This window comes from uncultured Bradyrhizobium sp., assembly GCF_936928535.1.
Taxonomy (GTDB): domain Bacteria; phylum Pseudomonadota; class Alphaproteobacteria; order Rhizobiales; family Xanthobacteraceae; genus Bradyrhizobium.
Genome location: NZ_CAKZHY010000169.1, coordinates 53,868 through 75,934, shown reverse-complemented (window position 1 = coordinate 75,934; position 22,067 = coordinate 53,868). Strand labels below are relative to the sequence as shown.

23 protein-coding genes are annotated in these 22,067 nt (G+C 64.8%); 6 read left to right on the top strand and 17 right to left on the bottom strand.

Features of this window, described 5'->3' with window-relative positions; genetic code table 11:
* Positions 1-11: 11 nt before the first annotated feature.
* The 8 genes from phnN to phnG are packed head-to-tail and all read right to left on the bottom strand — an operon-like array spanning position 12 to position 6,382.
* Positions 12-608 (bottom strand): phosphonate metabolism protein/1,5-bisphosphokinase (PRPP-forming) PhnN, encoded by a 597-nt coding sequence (phnN, locus tag Q0687_RS32655; RefSeq protein ID WP_298885991.1) that lies wholly within the window; start codon positions 606-608, stop codon positions 12-14.
* On the bottom strand, positions 605-1,762 hold the full coding sequence (locus Q0687_RS32650) for an alpha-D-ribose 1-methylphosphonate 5-triphosphate diphosphatase (protein ID WP_298885990.1): 1,158 nt from the start codon (positions 1,760-1,762) through the stop codon (positions 605-607). Before Q0687_RS32650 ends, phnN begins: the two co-directional genes overlap by 4 nt.
* Positions 1,763-1,768: 6 nt before the next feature.
* Positions 1,769-2,467 (bottom strand): phosphonate C-P lyase system protein PhnL, encoded by a 699-nt coding sequence (phnL, locus tag Q0687_RS32645; RefSeq protein WP_298886171.1) that lies wholly within the window; start codon positions 2,465-2,467, stop codon positions 1,769-1,771.
* A 22-nt stretch (positions 2,468-2,489) separates the two neighbouring features.
* Complete coding sequence (phnK, locus tag Q0687_RS32640; protein WP_298885988.1) at positions 2,490-3,287, bottom strand: phosphonate C-P lyase system protein PhnK; 798 nt, start codon at positions 3,285-3,287, stop codon at positions 2,490-2,492.
* On the bottom strand, positions 3,280-4,188 hold the full coding sequence (locus tag Q0687_RS32635) for an alpha-D-ribose 1-methylphosphonate 5-phosphate C-P-lyase PhnJ (RefSeq protein ID WP_298885986.1): 909 nt from the start codon (positions 4,186-4,188) through the stop codon (positions 3,280-3,282). Before Q0687_RS32635 ends, phnK begins: the two co-directional genes overlap by 8 nt.
* Positions 4,185-5,300, bottom strand: coding sequence for a carbon-phosphorus lyase complex subunit PhnI (locus Q0687_RS32630; RefSeq protein ID WP_298885984.1), 1,116 nt, complete (start codon positions 5,298-5,300; stop codon positions 4,185-4,187). The genes Q0687_RS32635 and Q0687_RS32630 overlap by 4 nt, the downstream gene beginning before the upstream one ends.
* Before the next feature lie 4 nt (positions 5,301-5,304).
* A complete protein-coding gene (gene phnH / locus Q0687_RS32625; RefSeq protein ID WP_298885982.1) occupies positions 5,305-5,913 on the bottom strand; it encodes a phosphonate C-P lyase system protein PhnH in 609 nt (202 codons plus the stop codon).
* A 4-nt stretch (positions 5,914-5,917) separates the two neighbouring features.
* On the bottom strand, positions 5,918-6,382 hold the full coding sequence (gene phnG / locus Q0687_RS32620) for a phosphonate C-P lyase system protein PhnG (protein WP_298885980.1): 465 nt from the start codon (positions 6,380-6,382) through the stop codon (positions 5,918-5,920).
* A 107-nt stretch (positions 6,383-6,489) separates the two neighbouring features.
* Here phnG and phnF point away from each other — a divergent pair, with 107 nt between their 5' ends.
* Positions 6,490-7,218, top strand: a complete 729-nt coding sequence (gene phnF, locus Q0687_RS32615; protein WP_298885978.1) for a phosphonate metabolism transcriptional regulator PhnF — start codon at positions 6,490-6,492, stop codon at positions 7,216-7,218.
* Between the two features lie 165 nt (positions 7,219-7,383).
* Here phnF and phnE (Q0687_RS32610) read toward each other — a convergent pair whose 3' ends face one another.
* The 4 genes from phnE (Q0687_RS32610) to phnC form a co-directional block, all read right to left on the bottom strand.
* Positions 7,384-8,229: a phosphonate ABC transporter, permease protein PhnE gene (gene phnE / locus Q0687_RS32610; RefSeq protein WP_298885976.1), complete on the bottom strand. Its 846-nt coding sequence runs from the start codon at positions 8,227-8,229 to the stop codon at positions 7,384-7,386.
* Positions 8,226-9,110 (bottom strand): phosphonate ABC transporter, permease protein PhnE, encoded by an 885-nt coding sequence (phnE, locus tag Q0687_RS32605; RefSeq protein WP_298885974.1) that lies wholly within the window; start codon positions 9,108-9,110, stop codon positions 8,226-8,228. Before phnE (Q0687_RS32605) ends, phnE (Q0687_RS32610) begins: the two co-directional genes overlap by 4 nt.
* A gap of 76 nt (positions 9,111-9,186) precedes the next feature.
* Complete coding sequence (gene phnD, locus Q0687_RS32600) at positions 9,187-10,116, bottom strand: phosphonate ABC transporter substrate-binding protein (RefSeq protein ID WP_298885972.1); 930 nt, start codon at positions 10,114-10,116, stop codon at positions 9,187-9,189.
* Between the two features lie 57 nt (positions 10,117-10,173).
* On the bottom strand, positions 10,174-10,983 hold the full coding sequence (gene phnC, locus Q0687_RS32595; protein WP_298885970.1) for a phosphonate ABC transporter ATP-binding protein: 810 nt from the start codon (positions 10,981-10,983) through the stop codon (positions 10,174-10,176).
* 174 nt (positions 10,984-11,157) lie between these two features.
* Between phnC and Q0687_RS32590 the strand changes: the two genes are divergently transcribed.
* The 3 genes from Q0687_RS32590 to Q0687_RS32580 are packed head-to-tail and all read left to right on the top strand — an operon-like array spanning position 11,158 to position 13,721.
* The gene (locus tag Q0687_RS32590) at positions 11,158-11,814 is read left to right on the top strand and encodes a chloramphenicol acetyltransferase (protein ID WP_298885968.1); all 657 of its coding nucleotides are present in this window, start codon (positions 11,158-11,160) and stop codon (positions 11,812-11,814) included.
* Complete coding sequence (locus Q0687_RS32585) at positions 11,811-13,004, top strand: alpha-D-ribose 1-methylphosphonate 5-triphosphate diphosphatase (RefSeq protein WP_298885966.1); 1,194 nt, start codon at positions 11,811-11,813, stop codon at positions 13,002-13,004. The genes Q0687_RS32590 and Q0687_RS32585 overlap by 4 nt, the downstream gene beginning before the upstream one ends.
* An 18-nt stretch (positions 13,005-13,022) precedes the next feature.
* The gene (locus tag Q0687_RS32580; protein WP_298885964.1) at positions 13,023-13,721 is read left to right on the top strand and encodes a DUF1045 domain-containing protein; all 699 of its coding nucleotides are present in this window, start codon (positions 13,023-13,025) and stop codon (positions 13,719-13,721) included.
* 186 nt (positions 13,722-13,907) lie between these two features.
* Here Q0687_RS32580 and Q0687_RS32575 read toward each other — a convergent pair whose 3' ends face one another.
* The 5 genes from Q0687_RS32575 to Q0687_RS32555 all read right to left on the bottom strand — a co-directional run bounded on the left by Q0687_RS32575 (position 13,908) and on the right by Q0687_RS32555 (position 19,118).
* Positions 13,908-14,846, bottom strand: a complete 939-nt coding sequence (locus tag Q0687_RS32575) for a dihydrodipicolinate synthase family protein (protein ID WP_298885963.1) — start codon at positions 14,844-14,846, stop codon at positions 13,908-13,910.
* A 113-nt stretch (positions 14,847-14,959) separates the two neighbouring features.
* Complete coding sequence (locus tag Q0687_RS32570) at positions 14,960-17,041, bottom strand: methyl-accepting chemotaxis protein (RefSeq protein WP_298885961.1); 2,082 nt, start codon at positions 17,039-17,041, stop codon at positions 14,960-14,962.
* Positions 17,042-17,166: 125 nt separating this feature from the next.
* Positions 17,167-17,937 (bottom strand): enoyl-CoA hydratase, encoded by a 771-nt coding sequence (locus Q0687_RS32565; RefSeq protein ID WP_298885959.1) that lies wholly within the window; start codon positions 17,935-17,937, stop codon positions 17,167-17,169.
* 12 nt (positions 17,938-17,949) lie between these two features.
* Positions 17,950-18,411 carry a MarR family winged helix-turn-helix transcriptional regulator gene (locus tag Q0687_RS32560; protein ID WP_298885957.1) on the bottom strand — a complete coding sequence of 154 codons (462 nt, stop codon included), beginning with the start codon at positions 18,409-18,411 and terminating at the stop codon, positions 17,950-17,952.
* 47 nt (positions 18,412-18,458) lie between these two features.
* Positions 18,459-19,118: a TetR/AcrR family transcriptional regulator gene (locus Q0687_RS32555; RefSeq protein ID WP_298885955.1), complete on the bottom strand. Its 660-nt coding sequence runs from the start codon at positions 19,116-19,118 to the stop codon at positions 18,459-18,461.
* Positions 19,119-19,208: 90 nt separating this feature from the next.
* Between Q0687_RS32555 and Q0687_RS32550 the strand changes: the two genes are divergently transcribed.
* Positions 19,209-20,471 carry an HlyD family secretion protein gene (locus Q0687_RS32550; protein ID WP_298885953.1) on the top strand — a complete coding sequence of 421 codons (1,263 nt, stop codon included), beginning with the start codon at positions 19,209-19,211 and terminating at the stop codon, positions 20,469-20,471.
* A complete protein-coding gene (locus Q0687_RS32545; RefSeq protein ID WP_298885951.1) occupies positions 20,413-22,038 on the top strand; it encodes a DHA2 family efflux MFS transporter permease subunit in 1,626 nt (541 codons plus the stop codon). The genes Q0687_RS32550 and Q0687_RS32545 overlap by 59 nt, the downstream gene beginning before the upstream one ends.
* Positions 22,039-22,067 lie beyond the last annotated feature (29 nt).

Sequence of the window (22,067 nt, the reverse complement as noted above, 5' to 3'; positions counted from 1 at the left end):
TGTTGTGCCGGCTATTCGTGCCAGCCTTCATTCCTGATCACGCGCACGAGCTGACGACCGTGATACTCCGCGCTCCCGGCGTTGAGGATCATGACATCGGCCTGAGCCGATGCAGCGTCGACGCTGCGCGCGAGCCGGTCGGCGATATTGCCGTCGCTGTTCCGTGCCCGCGCCGCAAGGCGCTGGGCCAGCACATCAGGCGGCGCTGTGATCGCGACCACCACGACATTGGCATAAGCCTGGCGCAAGGCTGCGATCACGGTGCGCGAGACGTTCACGACGACAGCGCGCCCGGCGCGGATGTCGTCGTTGATCTCCTGAGGCAGCGCATAGGAATGTCCATGCGCATCCCAATGCACAGCGAAATCGCCGTGCTCGCGGGCGCGGGCGAATTCGTCCGTGCTCACCGCGATGTTGTCCTCGTCAGCCGAGGACGCCCGCGTCACGACACGGCGCGGGAAGACGACGTCGGGATCGTCGGTACAGGCCGCCCGTGCCAGCCGCAACAGCGTATCCTTGCCGGCGCCGCTCGGCCCAACCACGAGCACGAGCCGGCCGGGACCAATCGCACCGGTCTTCTCCTGCGCCATGGCCGTGGTCTCGCTCATGCGACGCGGCGCCCTTCGCGCCAGACGCTGCGCACCACGGGAACACTGCCCGCAACATGAACACGGATCAGGTCGGCGCGCTTGCCGATGGCGATCTCGCCGCGATCGGTGAGGCCGACCGCATCCGCCGGCGCCTTGGTCACGGTGCGAACGGCCGCCGGCAGGCTGATGTCAGGCGCGTGCTCGGGCAATTGCAGCGCGCCCATCAATAGGCTCGATGGGATGTAGTCCGACGACAGGATATCGAGCAAACCTTCGCGGGCGAGGTCGACCGCGGCGATGTTGCCGGAATGCGAGCCGCCGCGCACGACGTTCGGTGCGCCCATCAAGATGTCGATGCCGGCCTGGTGCAGGCCGCGCGCGGCCTCGATCGTGGTCGGGAATTCCGCCACCGCCACGCCGTCACGCACGGCGTCGGCGACGTTCTCCTCGGTGGTGTCGTCATGGCTCGCCAGCGGAATCCTGTACTGATGTGCCAGCGCCACGATCTCGCGCATGTTCGCCGCGGCGTATTTCTGCTGGTACTCGAAGCGCTTCGCGAACAGCTCGTCGAGCTCGGCATCGGTCTTGCCGCCGCCCTTGCCGCGGTAATAGTCGCGCAGCTTGACCTCATCGCGGAACTGGCGCTGGCCGGGCGTGTGGTCCATCAGCGACATCAGCTTGACGTCGGGACGATCGATCAGCTCCTTGGCCTCCTCGACCACGCTCGGCATCGGGATTTCGCAGCGCAGATGCAGGAAGTGGTCGGCGCGCAGCAAGTTCGAGTCGCGCGCGGTGGTGATTGCTGCGGCGAGCACGCCAGCGCGGCCATCGACCTCCTCGGCGCCGTCCTCGCGCCAGACCCGGAGCGAATCGAACACGGTGGTGATGCCCGAGGTCGCCAACTGGCCATCATAGGAGATGACGGCGGCGACGGGATTCCAGAACACCTTTGGGCGCGGTACGTAATGCGCTTCGAGATGATCGGTGTGGAGCTCGATCAGGCCGGGCATGATCAGATCGCCGCCGGCGTCTTCGCTACCTGCAGATGCCTTGCCCTCGCCGATTTCAGCGATGCGTCCATCGGCAAGCGCGAGCCAGCCCTGCTCGATCACCCGGTCGGCCAGCACGATCCTGGCGTTGGCGATGACGGTATCCTTCGGCTTCATTTCCATCTTCCTTCAGGCCGCGGCGGCAAAGCTGGTGACGTCGACGATGCGGTCGGCAATCAAATGGCGGATTTCGTCGTCATGGACAATCGCGACCATCGCAACGCCCTGGCGTTTCTTCTCGGCTACCAGTTCGACCACCACAGCGCGGTTGGCGGCGTCGAGCGAGGCGGTCGGCTCGTCCAGGAGCAGGATCGGCAGGTCCGAGATGAAGCCGCGTGCGATGTTGACGCGCTGCTGCTCGCCACCGGAGAAGGTCGCGGGCGGAAGCTGCCAGAGTCTTTCAGGGATGTTGAGGCGATGCAGCAACTCGCCGGCGCGTGCCTGCGCATCGGCGCGGGTCATGCCGCCAGCGATCAGCGGCTCCGCGACAACGTCGATGGTCGCAACCCGCGGCACCGCCCGCAAAAACTGGCTGACATAGCCGATGGTCGCGCGACGGACGTTGAGCACTTGCCGCGGCTCGGCGGTGGCGAGATCGATCACCTCGCCACGGTGGCGGATGCCGATACGGCCGGAGTCGCAGCGGTAGTTACCAAAGATCATCTTGAGGATCGACGATTTGCCGGCGCCTGACGGCCCCGATAGCACGACGCACTCGCCGGGCTCGACGCGGAAGGTCACGCCGCGCACGACAGGTAATTCGATGCCGCCCTGCAGGTGCATCGTGAACGTCTTGCTAGCATCAGTGACGTCGATCATGGCGGTCATAGGCGTGCTCATATTGAAAAGCTCATGGCGGCAGAATCGAGGAGACGAGGAGCTGGGTGTAAGGCTCGCGCGGATCATCGAGCACCTGGTCGGTGAGACCTGTTTCGATGACGCGGCCACCCTTCATCACCATCACGCGATGCGACAACAGGCGCGCGACCGCGAGATCGTGGGTGACGATGACGACGGCGAGATGCAATTCGGCGACGAGATTGCGCAGGAGATCGAGCAGGCGCGCCTGAACCGACACATCAAGTCCGCCGGTCGGCTCGTCCATGAACACCAGCCGCGGCCCGGTGACGAGGTTGCGCGCGATCTGGAGGCGCTGGCGCATGCCGCCCGAATAGGTGCGCGGCGCATCGTCGATGCGGGCGACGTCGATCTCGACGCGGGTCAACCAGTCGGAGGCGGACTCGCGAATCTGGCCGTAGTGATTCCAACCCACCGCCATCAGCCGCTCGCCGACATTGGCGCCGGCCGAGACCGCCATGCGCAGACCCTGCGCCGGATCCTGGTGCACAAAGCCCCAATCGGTGCGGTACAGCAGGCGCCGCTCGGCCTCGCCGAGCGCTGCGAGATCGCGGGTGACGCCGTCACGCATCCGGTACGACACCTGTCCGCCGCTCGCCGCAAGCTGCCCGGAGAGCATCTGCAACAGTGTCGATTTGCCGGAGCCGGACTCGCCGACGATCGCCAGCACCTCGCCCGGATAAAGCGAGAACGACACGTCACGGCAGGCCCCGATACGGCCGTAGGACTTGCTGAGGGAATTTGCGACCAGCAGCGGCTGATCGGTTTCCAGAAGGTCCTGATCAGCCATTTTGCTTCCCCTGAACTTCTCCCTGCGCCTTGTCCTTGTAGGGCGCGGCGCTCAGGGCACCGTGGTGGCCGGCGGCCTGACGGCCCTCGCAATAATCGGTGTCCGAGCAGACGAACATGCGGCTGCCCTGGTCGTCGGTGACGATCTCATCGAGGTAGGAATTTTCGGCGCCGCACAGCGCGCAGGGCGCGTTGAACCGATAGGGCTCGAACGGGTGATCCTCGAAATCGAGCGAGACCACCTGGGTGTAGGGCGGAATCGCATAGATGCGCTTCTCGCGGCCGGCGCCGAACAACTGCAATGCAGGGCAATTGTCCATCTTGGGATTATCAAATTTCGGCGTCGGCGACGGATCCATCACGTAGCGCGCGTTAACCTTCACCGGATAGGCGTAGGCCGTCGCGATGTGGCCGAAGCGGGCAATGTCCTCATAGAGCTTCACATGCATCAGCCCGTATTCGGCAAGCGCATGCATGCGCCGCGTCTCGGTCTCGCGCGGCTCGAGAAAACGCAGGGGTTCCGGGATCGGCACCTGATAGACCAGCACCTGGTTCGCATGCAGCGACGCTTCAGGAATGCGGTGACGGGTCTGGATCACGGTCGCCTCACCCGTCGACGTCGTGGTCGCGACGCCCGCGGTCTTGGCGAAGAACTTGCGGATCGAGATCGCGTTGGTGGTGTCGTCGGAACCCTGGTCGATCACCTTCAACACGTCCTGCGGTCCGAGGATCGCGGCCGTCACCTGCACGCCGCCGGTGCCCCAGCCATAGGGCATCGGCATTTCGCGGCTGGCGAACGGCACCTGGTAGCCGGGGATCGCGATCGCCTTCAGGATCGCGCGGCGGATCATCCGCTTGGTTTGCTCGTCCAGATAGGCGAAGTTGTAGGCGGGCGCGTTCATTCCGCGGCCTCCTTCATGGCATCGGGAGCTCTGGCATCGGTCGAGGCTTCGGCAAATTCCTTGCGCAGCTTGCGCAACAGGCCAAGCTCGGACTGGAAGTCGACATAGTGTGGCAGCTTCAGATGCTCGACGAAGCCGGTCGCCTGGACGTTGTCCGAATGCGACAACACGAATTCTTCATCTTGCGCCGGGGCTCCGACTTCTTCACCGAGCTCGCGGGCACGCAAAGCACGATCCACCAGCGCCATGGACATGGTCTTGCGCTCACTCTGGCCAAAGGCGAGACCATAGCCGCGCGTAAAACACGGCGCTTCGGTCGCCGAGCCCTTGAACTGGTTGACCATCTGGCACTCGGTCAGCTCGATCGAACCGAGCGGTACGGCAAAGCCGACGTCTTCGGCTGTGAATTCCACCTCGACCTCGCCGAAGCGGATCTCGCCGGCGAAGGGATGATTGCGGCCATATCCGCGCTGGGTCGAGTAGCCCATCGCCAGCAGAAAGCCTTCGTCGCCGCGGGCGAGATTTTGCAGGCGCAGGTCGCGGTCCGCCGGAAAGTTCAGCGGCTCGCGCGTGAGATCGCCGACGCTGGCGCCGTCTTCAGCCTGCGGCGATGATTCGATCAGCCCGTCGCGGCCGAGAATGTCGGTCACGCGCGGCGTCGGTGCCGTGGACGCTTCGGCCACGGCCGGGGCTTCCGGCACAAAGCCTTGGGCGAGCGAGGGATCGAGCAGGCGATGAGTATAGTCGAAGGTCGGCCCGAGGATCTGGCCGCCCGGAATGTCCTTGAAGGTCGACGATACTCGCCGCTGCACCCGCATCGCGCCGGTGTCGACCGGCTCGGTGGCGCCGAAGCGCGGCAAGGTGGCGCGGAAGGCACGGACCAGGAAGATCGCCTCGATCAGGTCGCCGCGCGCCTGCTTGATCGCGAGCGCCGCGAGTTCGCGGTCATAGAGCGAACCCTCGCTCATGACGCGGTCGACGGCGAGCCCAAGCTGCTCCGAGATCTGGTCGAGCGAGACTTCCGCAACGCTTTGATCACCGCGCCTGGCATTGGCAAGCAGGCGATGCGCGTTCTCGATGGCGCGTTCGCCGCCTTTGACTGCGACATACATGCCTCTAGCCTCCCTTGCTCATGACACGCGTGGTCCGCGGGATCGCGACCACGGCATCATCGGCGACCAGAACCACGTCGATGCCGCGCGGAAACAGCGTTTCGTTGAAGCGCAACTGCTCGAACAGGTCGAACGGCTTGAACGAGGCCTGCAACATCGCGACGCCGTCGATGCCGGGGCCGCGCAGCTCGAAGTTCTGCCCTGAATCCAGGCTCTCGACCTGAATGATGACAGTGGTCGAACGGTCGGGATATTCGTTGGTGCCGAGCGCAAAGCGCTCGAGCGGCGGCAGCAACACGCCGTCGCTGATCAGCGCGAAAGCTGCGATGGAGGAATCCTGAATCACTGGCGCACCGGTGTGGAATTTGAGCCACTTCAGGACGTCGGTGCTCTCGGCCATGCGCGGATCGAGCCACAATGGTGTGTCGTGATCGAACAGCGTCAGCGCAATCGCGGCGGTTCCGCGCATCATGGACCCAGCAGTTCCCGCCATCGGCACGATGCGCTGGACTGCGCCCGGCCGCGCCATCGCGTCCATGACCGAGCGAAAGGTCGATTGCGCCGACAACACCTTGTCGGCGAACCCCGGCGGCAGTTCCGCAATCGTTGTCATGGCCTCACCCTTCACCGCGCACCATGGTGTAGAAATCAACCTTCGTCGCAGCCGTCTCTTCGGCCTGCTGCTTGCGCCTGACCATAAGCCGCTCGCGCAACGGCGCGATTACGTCGCGCTCGACGGCGACGCCAAAATCACGCGACTGCACCAGCGCGTCGCACAGGGCAATCAGCCGCGCCTTCTCACTATCGCGACCGAGCGTGTAGCCGAAACCGACCTCGCCGCTCGCCAGCCGCACCGCGGCGCGCGACACGGTCGCCTCGCCCAGATTGAACGGCGCGCCGTCGCCGCCGACCCGGCCGCGCAGCATCACCAGACCATTCTCCGGCGCGCGCAAATCCTGATGGCCGGGCAAGGGAATCGTGCGGAGACGGGCGGCGATCTCGCCCGCCTCCGCGTGCGCCAGCACGGCCATGCCGGCCTGGCGCTGGGCTTGCTGGTTACTGTGCTGGCTCACCGAATCCACCGAACTTGCCGAGATGAAGTTGTCTATGATACTAGACAACTTCATACGGAAGCGCCATGACTGTTTCGTGACAAGGATGTGATTTCCGGGCTAGGCTGGTCGTCGACATGAGCATGCAGGACACCGCTTCTTCTGGCGTTGCGCTGTGGCGACTCGTTGCTGATGGCATCGAGCGCGGCATCGCCGACGGCCGTTTTGCCGCCGGCGACAAATTGCCGGGCGAGATGGAGATCGCCGAAACCTATCGGGTCAACAGGCACACCGTGCGGCGCGCGCTGGCCGCGCTTGCCGAACGCGGCATCGTGCGGGCCGAGCGTGGTAGCGGGACCTATGTCGAGGCGCAGAAGCTCGCTTATCCCTTGCGCTCACGCACGCGCTTCTCGGAGATCGTCGGCGCCGAAGGCCGGGAGCCGCATGGCCGGCTGATCGAGGCGTCAGACGACGTCGCAACCCGCGAACTCGCGCGGGAGCTGGGATTAAAGACCGGCGCGCCGCTGGTGCGGATCGAGGCTATCAGGCTCGCCGATCGCACACCGATCTGCGTCTCGACGACCTGGCTGTCGGCGGAGCGATTTCCGGGTGCAGGAACGGTGTTTTCAGCCACGCGCTCGATGACCAAGATGCTCGAGCATTATGGGATCCGCGACTATCGCCGCGGCGCGACAAGGATCACTGCGGGCATCGTTGACGCCACCGATGCCGCACGGCTCGATCTGCCGCTGGGGCGGCCGATCCTGGTGGTGGACGCGACGGACCTCGATCTCGAGGGCAAGCCGCTGGTGACGAAGCACTCACGATTTGCGGCCGAGCGGGTGGAGTTCGTCGTGGAGCCGTAGACTCTTCCCTCTCCCCTTGCGGGAGAGGGTGGCTCGCCGCGGGGCGGCGAGACAGGTGAGGGGTTGTCTCCGCGAGTCCAACTCACATTTGAATGCGCAGGGAGAACCCCTCATCCGGCGCTTCGCGCCACCTTCTCCCACAAGGGGAGAAGGAAGAAAGCAAGCTCAGGCCACAGCCCTGCGCCCGATAATCGCAAAGCGCAGCTTGCCCGAGATGAAATCGATCGCGGCGACTGCGACCAGGATCATCAGGATCAGGAACGACACTTTCTGCCATTCCAGCACACGGATCTGCTCGGCGAGTTGGAGACCGATGCCGCCGGCGCCGACGATGCCGATGATGGTGGCGGAGCGCGTGTTGGATTCGATGAAATACAGCACCTGACCGGCGATGACGGGCAGCACCTGCGGCATCAGGCCAAACCTGATCTCGTGCAGCGCGCTACCGCCCGAGGCGCGAATGCCCTCGACCTGCTTCTGGTCGGCGCTTTCGATCGCCTCCGAGAACAGCTTTCCGAACGCGCCGAAATCCGACACCGCGATGGCGAGCACGCCGGCGAACGGACCGAGCCCGACCACGTTGATCCACACCAGCGCCCAGATCAGCGTATCCACGCCGCGGATCGAATCGAGAAACCGCCGCACCGGAAAGCGGACGATCCCGGGTACGATATTGCGGGCCGCAAAAAGGCTCACCGGCAGCGCGAGCAGAGCGGCAAGCGTGGTGCCGAGCAAGGCGATCGACAGCGTCTCGCCCAGTGCCTTCAGATACAGCGGCAGCGACGAGCCGGGATCGGGCGGCATCATCATCATGCTGATCCAGCCGAGCTGGCTCAGCCCCGAGATGAAACGCGACGGCGAGAAGTCGAGATCGACCAGGCCGAACACGAAGATCGCAAGCGCCCCGGCGAGCATCGCGGGCGTCGCCAGGCGCGACGACGCCGGACGGTTGAAGACATGGGGATAGCGGGCGCGGAGCTCCGCGGTGTCCACATCCTGCGGCCTGCTCATGTCCGCGCCTCCTTGCCGAACAGGCGGCCGCGCACCCAGCCGGTCGTGATGTCGATCAGGAAGACCGTGACGATGATGGTCACGAGGATGGCGCTGACGTCTGAATAGTAGAACTTGCGGATCGCGACGATCAGTTCCTGCCCGATGCCGCCGGCGCCGACAAAGCCCATGACGGAAGCCTCGCGGACGTTGATCTCGAAGCGCAGCAGCGCGTAGCTGGCAAAGCCCGCCGAGACCTGCGGCAGGATCGCAAAGCGCATGCACGAGAGCCAGCTCGCACCGGTGGAACGGATGCCCTCGACCGGCTTCATGTCCGCATTCTCGACGATCTCCGAGAACAGCTTTCCGAGCGCGCCGGTGGAGTGAATCGCAATTGCGAGCACGCCCGCCACCGGGCCGAGGCCGAAGGCCATGACAAAGATCAGGGCGAACACGATGCCTGGCACGGTGCGCGCGAATTCCAGCAGGCGCCGCACCGTGAAAAGCAGCCAGGGAGCGGGCGAGGTGTTTTCAGCGGCGAGGAAATTGAGCCCGAAGGCGAGGACCGCGCCGATCAGTGTGCCGACATAGGAGATCAGCAGCGTCTCGCCGAGCAGCTTCAGCCACTTATGCAAGCCCCAGAACCACTCGCCAAAATTGGTCCAGACCCGCTGGCCGCTGTCGAGGGTGAGGATGCGGTCGAAATAGCTGACGAAATTGCCGAAATAGGTGAAGAGGGTGCGCAAATTCACCTCGGCGCCGATCGAGGCCACGACCAGCGCGGCGACGAAGACGGCGAAGCCCGCCAAGAGGCGCAAGCGCTTGCGCGCGACCGCCTTGCGATAGGTCGCGTTGAGTGCAGCAAGCTGCTGCTCGGGGAGAATCGAAACCGCAAGTGTCATGAATTCAGGGGGAAGGATCCATCAAGAAAAAGAGCCGGGTCCGTCGACCCGGCTCCAGTGCCTCGTCCCGACGAGCTCAGGACGCCTTCTTACGCAGATTGTCGACGAACTTAATCAGCTCGATGGTCTTGTTGTAATCGTCGTTGGCGACCGGCTGCCACGGCTTGTTCTTGCCGTCAGAGAGCTTGTTGAACGCCTCGGGGTCCTTCGTCGCCGCATCGAGGAAGGCCTTCTTGATCGCGGCCTTCATATCTTCAGGCAGATCGCTGAGATAGGCGTAGGGCGAGTTGATGATGAGGTCGGACTTCACGATGATGCGGAAATCTTCCTTCTTCATCGGCGTGCCGTCGGCCGACTTCACCATGCCCTTGTTGAGCATGCGGGTCAGGTTGGAATCGTCGTCGGCGTTCCACCAATTGGCGGCGACGTCGACAGTGCCCTGGGCCAGCGCCAGCACGGCATTCTCGTGGCTGCCGGTGAAGACGACCTTGGAGAAATAGGCATCGGGATCGATGCTCATCGCGTTCAGCTTGAAGCGGGGCATGTTGTTGCCCGACGTCGAGTTCGGATCGACCAGGCCGAGGTTCTTGCCCTTGAGGTCCTCGATCTTCTGGTACGGCGACTTCGCCAGCACGTAGAACACCGAGTAATAGCCCTTCGAGCCGTCGGAGTTGACGTCGATCACGAAGGCGTCGGTCTTGACGCCGGTGAGACGGGCACGCGCAAAGGAAGCCGGACCGTAATAGCCGATGTGGATGTTGCCGGCGCGCTGGCCTTCGATGAGGGCCGCATAGTCGTTGGCGACGCGCAGCGTCACCTTGATGCCGAGCTCCTTCGACAGATAGTTGATGAAGGGGCCGTAGCGCTCGGTGACGCCCGAACCGTTCTCCGCCGGAATCGCGGCGAAGGTAATCTCCGGATATTTGGTCTTCCAGTCTTCGGCGGAAGCGGATCCGGCAAAGGTCAGCGCGGCGACGCCGGCGAGAATCAGTCTGCGAGTGATCATGTTAGCCCTCTTCCCAGGTTGAGGTCGGTTGAAGCGAAAGTAGCGATGGACAGCGGCTCAGGCCGCCGCGGCCGTTCCGAGTGCCGGGACGCCCTCGGGCACCGGCGCTGGCACGCCGCCCATGACGTCGGCGGCTTCGAGATCGTAGAGCTCACGCGCAACAAGGTCGGTCAGCGCGGACGGCGCGCCATCGAACACCACGCGGCCCGCCGCCATGCCGATCAGGCGATCGCAATAGCCGCGCGCTAGGTCGAGCGAATGCAAATTGCAGAGCACGGTGATGCCGAAGTGCTTGTTGATGCGCAGCAGCGCATCCATGACGATCTTGGTGTTGCGCGGATCGAGCGAGGCGATCGGCTCGTCGGCGAGGATGATGTCGGGCTGCTGCACCAGCGCCCGCGCGATCGCAACACGCTGCTGCTGGCCGCCGGAAAGCTGGTCGGCGCGCTGGGCGGCGAGCGCAGCGATATCGAACTGTTCCAGCGCCGACATCGCCAGCGCCTTGTCCTGCTCGGGCCAGATCTGCGACAGCGAGCGCCAGGCCGGCATGGTGGCGAGACGCCCCATCAGCACATTGGTCAGCACGTCGAGCCGGCCGACCAGGTTGAACTGCTGGAAGATCATCGCCGACCGCGCCCGCCACTGCCGCAATTCCTTGCCGCGCAACGCGGTGACGTCGAGGCCGTCGAACACGATGCGACCCTGCGTAGGCGTCACCAGACGATTGATGGTTCGCAGCAGGGTCGACTTGCCGGCGCCGGAGCGCCCGATCACACCGACGAAGCCGCCGGGGGATATTTGAAACGAAGCGTCATCGACCGCCGCTTTTGCGCCGAAGCGGCACGTCAGACCTTCAACCACCAGCATGCAGGGCTCCATAGTAGCTGGAGCCCACCGCTATCCTCCGCGGTTGACACTTGTGTGACATGCGCAATGCAGTGCGGCGATCCTACACACCTCATCCCCTGTCATCGCGTCGTCATGATAATGTCATCGAGCCGCTCGAAGAGATGCGCCCGCCCTCGAACTTTCGGATCCAACATGGCCAAGGTGCTATCGGTCGAGCCGACCATCGATCCTTCGGCGAAGTTGCACGAGGTCAAACTCGGCGCCTATACCGAGGTCGGTGCCCGCACGGTCCTGCAAGAAGTCGCGATGGGGAACTACTCCTACGTCGTCAACGACGCGCAGATTACCTACACGACCATCGGAAAGTTCTGCTCGATCGCGGCGATGACGCGCATCAATCCCGGCAACCATCCGATGCACCGAGCCACGCAGGCGCATTTCACCTATCGCTCCAGCGCCTATTTTCCTGGCGAAAGCGACGACACCGATTTCTTCGACTGGCGGCGCCGACATCACATCCGCATCGGCCATGACGTCTGGATCGGCCATGGCGCGATCGTGCTGCCGGGCCGCAACATCGGCACCGGCGCGGTCATCGCGGCCGGCGCCATCGTCACCAAGGACGTGCCCGCCTATACCATTGTCGCCGGCAATCCCGCGCGGATCGTGCGTCGCAGATTCTCGGAAGAGGTTGCCGGACGGCTTGCCAGGCTGGCATGGTGGGACTGGGATCACGACAAATTGCGTGCGGCGCTGCCCGATTTCCGCAAGCTCGCAATTGAAGATTTCCTTAGGGCATACGAAGCAGAGGCACGTTCCTCCTCCAGCAAACCAACCGCGGTCGCGTGACAGACATTTTCATCGAGGGTGGCCGGACCCTTGTCGGCTCCGAGCTCACCGAAACATCGCTCTCAATATCCGGAACCGACATTGCGCAGGTCGATGCGACGTGCGGCCGCGCGCGGCTGGCGATCGATGCGCGCAATCTGCTGGTGCTGCCCGGCATCGTCGATCTGCATGGCGACGCTTTCGAGCGGCAGATGATGCCGCGCGCCGGCGTCGACTTCCCGATCGACGTCGCGCTGGATGACACCGACCGCCAGGTCATCAGCAACGGCATCACAACGGTGTTCCACGCCACCACATGGTCGTGGGAGCCGGGCTTGCGCAGCGGCGACAATGCCAGGCGCCTGCTCGAGGCGATCGAGCGGCAGCGTCCGCACTTCGCCGCCGACACGCGCTTTCATCTGCGCCACGAGACCTACAATCTGGATGCCGAGGACGAGATCGGCCAGTGGCTCGCCGAGGGCCGGGTCGACCTGTTCGCTTTCAACGACCATATGGGCGGCACGATTGGCGACATGGCGAACCCACGCAAGCGCAACCGCATGGTGGAGCGCACTGGCTTGTCGAGCGAGGAGTTCGACAAGCTCGTCGGGCATATCGTCTCGCGCGCGGCCGATGTTCCGGCATCGATCACCCGGCTCGCGGCCGTGGCCCGCGCGGCTGAGGTGCGGATGCTGTCGCATGACGATCAGACGCCGGCCATGCGCCGGGATTTTCGCGACATGGGCGTGAAGCTCGCCGAGTTTCCTGTCAACGAAGAGACGGCGCGCGAGGCCGCGGCCGCTGGCGATGCCATCGTCTACGGCGCACCGAACGTCGTGCGCGGCGGCAGCCACACCGGCTGGACCAAGGCCTCCGACATGATCGGCAAGGGGCTCTGCACCGTGCTGGCCTCGGACTATTACTATCCGGCCCCGCTGCTCGCCGCGTTCCGCCTTGCCGCCGACGGCGTGCTGCCGCTGACGGAAGGCTGGACGCTGATCTCGTCGGCGCCGGCAGAGGCCACCGGCCTGACCGATCGCGGCACGCTCGCCGCAGGCCGTCGGGCCGACATCCTGCTAGTCGACGACAGCCTGCCGCTGCGTCCGCGGCTGGTCGCGGTGATCGCAGCCGGCAAGCTCGTGCATCTCACGGAGGCGACGCGGCTGCATAGCACGGCAGCGATGTCGCGCGGGACTGTCGTTGCGGCCTAAATTGGCTATGCTTTGCTAATGACAGATTTTCCCCGCTACGCGATCTATTTTGCCGCTGGCGCCGACCACGCGCTCTCCCGCTTCGGCGCCGAGCTGCTCGGCTATGATGCCTATACAGGCGATGAGCTGCCGTTCCCAAACGACGCTCTACGCGCTGCGCCGGACTGGCGCGACATCACCGCAGATCCCCGCAAATACGGGTTTCACGGCACGCTGAAGGCGCCGATGGCGCTGGTCTCAGGCAAGACCGAGGCCGAGCTGGTGGCAGCCTGTGCAACATTCGCCGGCAAGGCGCGCCCGATCCCGGTGATCCGCCCGATCGTCGATTCCATCAGCGGCTTCATTGCCGTGATTCCGGCCGAGCCGGTCGACGCGCTTCAAGAGCTTGCCGCCGATTGCGTCCGCGACTTCGATTCGTTCCGTCCACCGCTGACGGCGCAAGACCGTGCGCGGCGCAGGCCCGAGAAGCTCAGCGAGCGCCAGCGCGAATATCTCGATCGCTGGGGCTACCCCTACGTGATGGAAGAATTCCGCTTCCACATGACGCTGACGGGGCGGCTGGACTCGGAACGACGCGGGCCGATTCTGGAGATGTTGCGGGCGCGATTTGCGGGGCTTGGTCTCGAGACTCTCGATATCGATCGCCTTACGCTGTTCAAGCAGGATGATGCGAAGGCAAGGTTTCGCATCATCGGCGAGTGGATGCTGATTGGTTAGCCCGCATCGCGCGTCACATTCATTGTCGTCCCGGCGAAGGCCGGGACCCATAGCCACTGAGAGCAGTTGTGACGCGAGGTCGGTAACCCCGAGTCTTCGCAAAACTCTTGCTGCGGCGTATGGGTCCCGGATCTGCGCTTCGCTTGTCCGGGACGACAGCCGAGGTTTTGGTCGGTGGCGCTAGCCCTACTTCCCCCACCGCAGCGCCAGTGCGTCGCGTTCCTTGGCGAGCTCCAGCAATCCAGCCTTCGTCGCCGGATGCAGCGGTTGCAGCGGATGACGCACCGCGTCCGACTTGATCACGCCGCCGGCTTGCATCATCGCCTTGCAGGCGATCAGGCCGCACTGGCGGTTCTCGTAATTGATCAGCGGCAGCCAGCGTTCATAGGCGGCCTTCGCCTTCTCCCGATCGCCCGCGAAATAGGGATCGATGATCTGCCTGATGCCGTCGGGATAGCCGCCGCCGGTCATCGCACCGGTCGCACCCGCGTCGAGATCGGCCATCAGTGTGATCGCCTCCTCGCCATCCCAGGGGCCCTCGATGTCCTTGCCGCCCGCCTCGATCAGGCTGCGGAGCTTTGATGCCGCGCCGGGCACTTCGATCTTGAAATAGCGGATGTTGGAGAAGTCGCGCGCCAGGCGCGCCAGCAGCTCGACCGACAATGGTGTGCCCGCGACCGGCGCATCCTGGATCATGATCGGGATGTTGATCGCGCCCGACAGCACCTTGAAGAATTCGACGATGCCCTTCTCCGGCACGCGGAAGGTGGCGCCGTGATAGGGCGGCATCACCATCACCATGGCGGCCCCCGCGGCCTCGGCCTGCTTGCTGCGCGCGGCGCACACGGCCGAGCTGAAATGGGTGGTGGTCACGATGACGGGCACGCGGCCGGCGACCTGCTCCAGCACCGCATGCATCACGCTCTCGCGCTCGGCATCGGTGAGCACGAATTGCTCGGAGAAATTGGCGAGGATGCAGATGCCGTGCGAGCCGGCATCGATCATGAAATCGATGCAGCGGCGCTGGCCCTCGAGGTCGAGCTCGCCGCGCTCGTCGAAGATGGTGGGGGCGACCGGAAACACGCCGCGATAGGGGCGCTGGGCCTTGTCTGGGGTGACCGGCATCGAAATTATCTCCCTGTAGTCCCGTCGTTAGAGCATGGTACCGCTACCATTTACAGGGCGCAGGCAGGCGCGGCAATGCCGATCCGCGTGCCGTTGAACAGAGATTGAACGCCTTAAGCGGACTTTACGGCACCGAGGAAGCCTTCGACTGCGACGCGGAGGCGGTCGGCGTCGGCCGACATCTTGGTCACCGACTGGAACAGCACCGTGCCGGCATTGCCGGTCTCCTGGTTCAGCTTGGCCACGCTCCCGATAGTGTCGGTGACCTCGCGCGTGCCCTGGGCGGCATGCTGGAAGTTGCGCGAGATCTCGGTGGTGGCCGCGCGCTGCTGTTCGACGGCGGCGGCAATGGCGGTCATCTTCTCGTCGATGCCGCTGATGGCGCCGCCGATCGAACGGATGGCGGCGACCGCCTGGCCGGTCGCGCCCTGGATCTCCTCGACCTGGCGCGAGATTTCTTCCGTCGCGGTCGCGGTCTGCGACGCAAGGCTCTTGACCTCGCCGGCAACCACCGCAAAGCCGCGGCCGGCCTCGCCGGCGCGGGCCGCCTCGATGGTGGCGTTCAAGGCCAGCAGATTGGTCTGACCGGCGATGGCGTGGATCATCTTCACGACTTCGCTGATGCGGCCTGCCGTCTGGTCGAGGATCTCGACGGTGGCGTTGGTCTGTTCCACCTGCGACACCGCTTCGCGCGCATCACGTGCGCTGGACTGCACCTGTGCGGAGATTTCGCCGACGGAGGCCGAGAGCTCCTCGGTCGCAGCCGCGATGCTCTCGAGATTGTTGGTGGCCTGTTCGGCGGCGGACGAGACCGCCGCCGTCTGGCTGCTCGATTCCGTGACCAGCGTACGCACGTCGGTCGCGGTGGCATCGAGCTCCTTGGCTGATGCCGCGACGCTGTGGATCACCGCCTGCACGGTGTCGTCGAAGCTACGGCACGCCTCATCAACGGAGCCGGAGCGAGCGAGCTGCAGCGCCTGCTGCGATTCGCGTTCCTTGCCGAGACGTTCGGCGGTCGCCGCGCTCTCGCGCAGGCTTTCGAGCGCTGCGGCCATGGTACCGAATTCGTCGGGATAGCGGGATTGCGGAACCGGCGTCGCGTAGTCGCGCGCGCTGATCCCCGCGATCGCGTCGAGAATGGCGCGCACCGGGCGCATCAGGCGGTTGCGCACGACGTAGACACCAGCGAGGGTCACGGCGAGCGCCAGCAGGAACGCGAGCGACTGCACGACCAGGTTGGTCAGCGCTTTGGCCTGCACGGTCTCGGCGCGCAAGATCGACTGGTCGAGCGCCTTGTTGGCGACGGCGACGATGAGCGGGAACGGCGACTGGCACAGCGTGTTCCAATCCGCCGCTGCCATCGCGGGCTTGCCGCTGCCATCAAAATTCTTGGTGAGATCGCCGATCTGCTTGAGCACGCCGTCGGTCTTGGCCTTTGCTTCGTTGGCCGCGGTGACCAGCTCCGCCGTGGCGTCGGGCGCCGCAAGCAGCTCGGCCATGCCGGCCCAGCCGGAAGCAATCGTACCGTCCCATTGCGCCAGCAACCGCTTCTGGTTGTCGTCGAGCGGCTTGTTGCTGTTGACGTTCGAGCGCAGCACCGAACAATGGATGCCATAGCGGTCGCGCACCTGCCAGGCGAGGCGGCGGACCTGGATCATCCGGGCAATGAAGGGGTCGTTCATCCAGGCGCGGTTCGACACCGCGGTGGAGGCGAGGTTCGCCGTGTCGATGACCTTGGTGACGGCATCGTACCAGGAATTGGTTCGCTCGATCTTGCGCTCGGCACGCGGACGCTTGGCCTCGTCGTAGAACAATTGGAACTGCGGTGCGGCTTCGGTCCAGCGCTGCTTCAGCGTGTTGGCAAGTTCGTCGCGGCGGGCGAAATCGATGGTAGCGAGTGCACCGCTGATTCCGTCATAACCGCCCTGCTCGGCCTTCTCGGCTTCGGCAAGCTTCGCCTTGGGATCGTCCTCGCCAAGGATGGCGCTCTGCGCGTCGCCGCGATTGTTGCGCAGCGCCAGCACGCCATGGAAGATCGCCTTGTCGGCGGCGGCAAGCCGCGCGGTCTCGAGACTGTCGTTGTAGCGACCGAAGGCCCCCACCATCTGGATCGCCGTCGAGGCGAGCGCACCGGCCGCCAGCAGGGCCATCAAGGTCAGGAGAAGCGAGCTTACCGATTTCTTAAACATTGCCATGGGTCACAAGGGGCCTACTTCAAGGAAGTGGCTAACCTTGCACAGCGACATGCCAATGTTCCGTTAAGGTTTTAGTCAAATGCCGGGAAATCCCGATTTGCCAAACCTTTAACGGAGCCCCGTCGTCACGAAACCTTCGTAAAATCAGGCGGACGCCGCTCGGCAAAGGCGGTGAATGCCTCGCGCGCCTCGGCAGTGCGCAGACGCTTCGCGAACTGCTCCCCCTCGGCCTGCATTTGCGCCACCAGCACCTCGCCATTGCGCATCAGCTTCTTGGTCGCGATGAGCGCGCCGGCCGGCTGCCGGGCGAGACGCTGAGCGAGCGCCAATGCCTCGCTATCGAGCTTGTCGAGCGGCACCACGCGGTTGGCGAGGCCCCATTCCAGCGCCGCCTTTGCCGAGACGGTCTCGCCGAGCGCGAACATCTCGTAGGCGCGGGCATAGCCGATGCGCGCCGGCATCAGCAGGCTGGAGGCGGCTTCCGGCACCAACGCGAGGCTGACAAAGGGCGTCGACAGCTGAGTATTCTCGGCAAGCACGACCAGATCGCAATGCAGCAGCATCGTGGTGCCGACGCCAACGGCGCGGCCCTGCACGGCAGCGACGAGAGGGCGCGTGCAACGCGCCAGCGACTGGATGAAGCGTCCGACATTGCGGCTGCCTTCGGACGTGCCCGATGCGACGGCCGCAAACTCGCCGACATCATTGCCGGCGGTGAACATATCGCCCTCGCCGCGGATCAGCAGCACGCGCACGGACGGATCGGACTCGGCAGCTTCGATGGTGTCGGCGAGCTTGCCGTACATCGCGTCAGTCAATGCGTTCTTCTTGTCGGGGCGCGCCAAAGTGAGCGTGAGAATTCCGCCGTTGTTCTCGATCCGGACATGCTCTGTCATGGGTGTCTCCTGTCAGTCCTCTGGGTCTCTTGTTGCGTCTCTTGGAAACTTGTCTTGGATACTCGTCAGCCAACGCGCGACGATGTCGATCTCCGCAGCGCTAAATCCTTCGATCAGCGCCGCATTGACCGCAGCCGCGTCGGTCTTCGCCTGGGCCAGCACGCTGCGCCCCTTCGGCGTCAACCACACGCGCCAGGCGCGGCCGTCCTCGCGATCAGCGCGTCGCTCAACCAGCTTCGCACCAGTGCTGCGATCGACCAGGCCCGAAATGCCGGCCGGACCGAGATCCAGCGCTGCGCCGACCTCGCCGATGAGAGCCCCATCCTGCTTGCCGAGAATGAACAGCAGACCCGCCTGCGCCGGCGTCACCTCGCGGGCGGGCTGCGCCGCCATCCAGCGCTGCAGGCGGCGTTGCGCGACGCTCAAGAGATAGATCAGTCGATGATGCCTGGCCTCAGGCAATTTATCTCGCATGCGAAACATATAGCCAGGCGACGGCTGTTTGTCAAAGCCCGCCGTCGCTACCGCGACGCCCCCCGACAGCCGTCGAGCAGGATTGCGGCGCATGCCTGCGCCCGCCGTTCGATCTCCGTGCGCGAGGGCAACGTCACGCTTGCGTAGATCGCTGCGCGCTGCGGCGCCGACACCATCATGCCGATCATCATGCCGGCGGCTTCGTCGGCATTGTCGAGGGCGAGGCGCTTCTTCCTGACTTGATCGCGGAGCCAGCCCGCCAGCGCCGCCGCGGTGCGGGCAATGCCATCCCTGTAAAAATTCGCGGCAAGATCAGGGAATGTCGCGGACTGCTGCAGCACCATGCGTTGCAGCGCCACGACCTCCGGATCGAGCGCGAGATCGGCGCAGGCGACCAGCACGGCAGCCAGGCTCGTTTCGATGTCGGCCTGGTTGTTGGCCTGGAGATTGACGTCGGAGAGCAGCCGCTCGAGCCTATCAGCGCACATCGCCTCGAACAGCGCCGCCTTGCCGGGAAACAGCCGGTAGAGCGTCTTGGTGGAGATGCCGGCGCCACGCGCCAGCTCTTCGGTGCTGGTTGCTGCGTAGCCGTCGACGGCGAAGGCGTGGCGTGCCGCTTCGAGCACGATCTTCTTCGTCTCGTCGTTGCTGCGAACCGGCGGCCGCCCGCGCGGGCGGCTTTCTGATGACGGTTTTGTCTGAGCCATGTTTTTAGATGATGCCTGTCATTCCATTGACAGTCCCAAAGCTAGTCCTATTTTGGAAATCGTCAAGTTTCCTAATTCAGGGAGGCGGCCGTGACCGTCCACACCAACCCGTCCAAGACTGACGCCACCGTGGTTCCACCTCCCGGGCTGGAGGCCGTCCTGCCTGCCCCGTCGCGTCAGGCGCGACGCCAAAAGCTGAATCTTCGCAAGCTGTTGCTGGTGGGTGTGGCCGCTGCGGCTTTGGCCGGCGCAAGCTGGTATGGCTACGATTACTGGACCGTCGGCCGCTTCCTCGTCTCCACCGATGACGCGTATGTAAAGGCCGACAACACCACCATCGCGCCGAAGGTCAGTGGCTATCTCGACCGCGTCCTGGTTGGCGATAACGAGCATGTGAAAGCAGGCCAGGTGCTGGCCCGGATCGACGACCGCGACTTCCGCGTCGCGCTCGACCAGGCCAAGGCTGACGTCGCGGCTGCGAATGCGACGATCACCAGCAAGCAGGCGCAGCTCCAGGTTCAGGATGCGGTGATTGCCGCGGCCAGGGCGACCATCGATGTCGACACCGCCGCAAAGACTTTCGCGCAGCAGGAGAACAAGCGTTACACCGATCTCGCCGCGACCGGCTATGGCAGCGTTCAGAACGCGCAGCAGGCGCAATCCCGCAACGCCGGCGCCGAGGCCGCGATCCAGCGCGACACCGCCAATCTCGCCTCCGCCCTCAAGCAGGTCGAGCTCCTCAAGGCGGAGCTCGCCCAGGCTAACGCCGCGGCAGCCCGCGCCGCCGCGCTTCAGCATCAGGCCGAGCTCAATCTTGGCTACACCACGATCGTCGCGCCGATCGACGGCGTCATCGGCAACCGCACCTTGCGCGTCGGCCAGTTCGTGCAGGCCGGCACGCAGCTGATGTCGATCGTGCCCACTGAGGGCGCCTATGTGGTCGCCAATTTCAAGGAGACCCAGCTCACCCATGTTCGCGCCGGACAAGCGGTCGAGATCGAGTTCGATACGTTCCCGGGGCAGGTGATGCATGGCCACGTCGATTCCGTCGCGCCGGCGAGCGGGCAGGAGTTTGCCCTGCTGCCGCCCGACAACGCCACCGGCAACTTCACCAAGATCGTGCAGCGCATTCCCGTGAAGATCGCGCTCGATGCCGAGACCGCGCCTGCGATCGAGCTGCGGCCCGGCATGTCCGTGATCCCGACGATCGCAACCCGTTCAGCGCCGACCGCGCAAGCGGCAACGACGCCCCAAGCCGCGCCTAAAGCGAAACTCGTTTCCGGAGGGTCGTGCCATGTCAAACAGCCTCACAATCTCGACGCCAGCGCCCGCAACAACGGCCGCGACGCCTGATCGCGTCGCATCCGATCCCAACAGGGCCAGCGCCACGGTCTGGATCGCCGTCTTCGCGGCGATGATCGGCGCCTTCATGGCGATCCTGAACATCCAGATCACCAATGCCTCGCTGCTCAACATCGAGGGCGGCATCGGCACCGGGGTCGACAACGGGTCCTGGATCTCGACGTCCTATCTGATCGGCGAGATCATCGTGATTCCGCTGACGGACTATCTGTCGCGGGTGTTCTCGTTCCGTAACGTCATGCTGTGCTTTGCCTCGCTGTTTGCGGCGTTTTCGGTCGCCTGTGCGTTCACGCACGATCTTCCCTCGATGATCGCGATGCGCGGCTTCCAGGGCTTCTTTGGCGGCGTGCTGATCCCGATGGCCTTCACGCTTGTTTTCACCAAGCTGCCGAAGGGCCAGCAGCCGATCGGGCTTGCGATGTTCTCGCTGGCCGTGACGTTCGCGCCCGCGATCGGCCCGACCATCGGCGGCTATCTCACCGAAAATTACGGCTGGCAGACCATCTTCTTCGTCAACGTGCTGCCGACTGCGGTCATGGTGAGCATTCTGTTCCTCACACTGGAACGTGCTCCCTTGAATCTCGGATTGCTGCGTGAAGGCGACTGGTTCGGCATCGCCACCATGGCGGTCGGCCTAGCTTCGCTCCAGGCCGTGCTCGAGGAAGGCAACAAGGACGACTGGTTCGGCTCGCCCTTCATCGTGCGGCTTGCGGTGATCGCCGCGGTCAGCCTGACGCTGTTCATTATCAACGAGCTCGTGGTCGAAAAGCCGCTGCTCCGCCTGCGCCTGCTGACGCAGTGGAATTTTGGCGTCGGCACCATCGCGGCGGTGTTTCTCGGCTTTGCGCTGTTCGGCTCGGTCTATCTGCTGCCGGCCTATCTCGGCCAGGTGCAGGGCTACAATGCCGAGCAGATCGGTAACGTGCTCGCCTGGACCGGCCTGCCGCAGCTGCTGCTGATCCCGCTGGTGCCGAAGCTGATGCAGCGCTTCGATGCCCGCTACATTGCGGCCGTGGGCCTGCTGCTGTTCGCGGCGAGTTCCTTCCTGAACATCGAGATGTCGCTTGATTACGCAGGCGACCAGTTCTTCATTCCGAACGTGGTCCGCGCCATCGGCCAGGCGTTGACGCTCGCGCCGTTGTCCGCGCTCAGCCTCGGCAGCGTCGCACCGCAGGACGCGCCCGCCGCCTCCGGCATCTCCAACATGATGCGCAATCTCGGCGGCGCGATCGGCACTGCGGTGCTTGCGACCATCGTCACCAAGCGCGAGCAGTTCCACTCCAACATCATCGGCCATTCCGTCACGCTCGCCCGCGAGGAGGTCCGCACCCGCATCGCGCAGATGACGGACTATTTCATCGCCCACGGCGTCCCCGACCCCAACGCCGCGCGCGAGCAGGCCATCATCGCGCTCGGCAAGACCGTGAAGCGCCAGGCGCTGGTGATGGGCTTCTCCGACACCTTTGCCGTGATCGGTGTGGTGCTGGTGCTCGCCGCGATCGCGGTGCTGCTGACGCGGCGAGTGAAGGCGGCCGGCGGCGGAGGTGGCGGCCATTAGGCACTCAGCTATCGATTGAATTTGTCGCG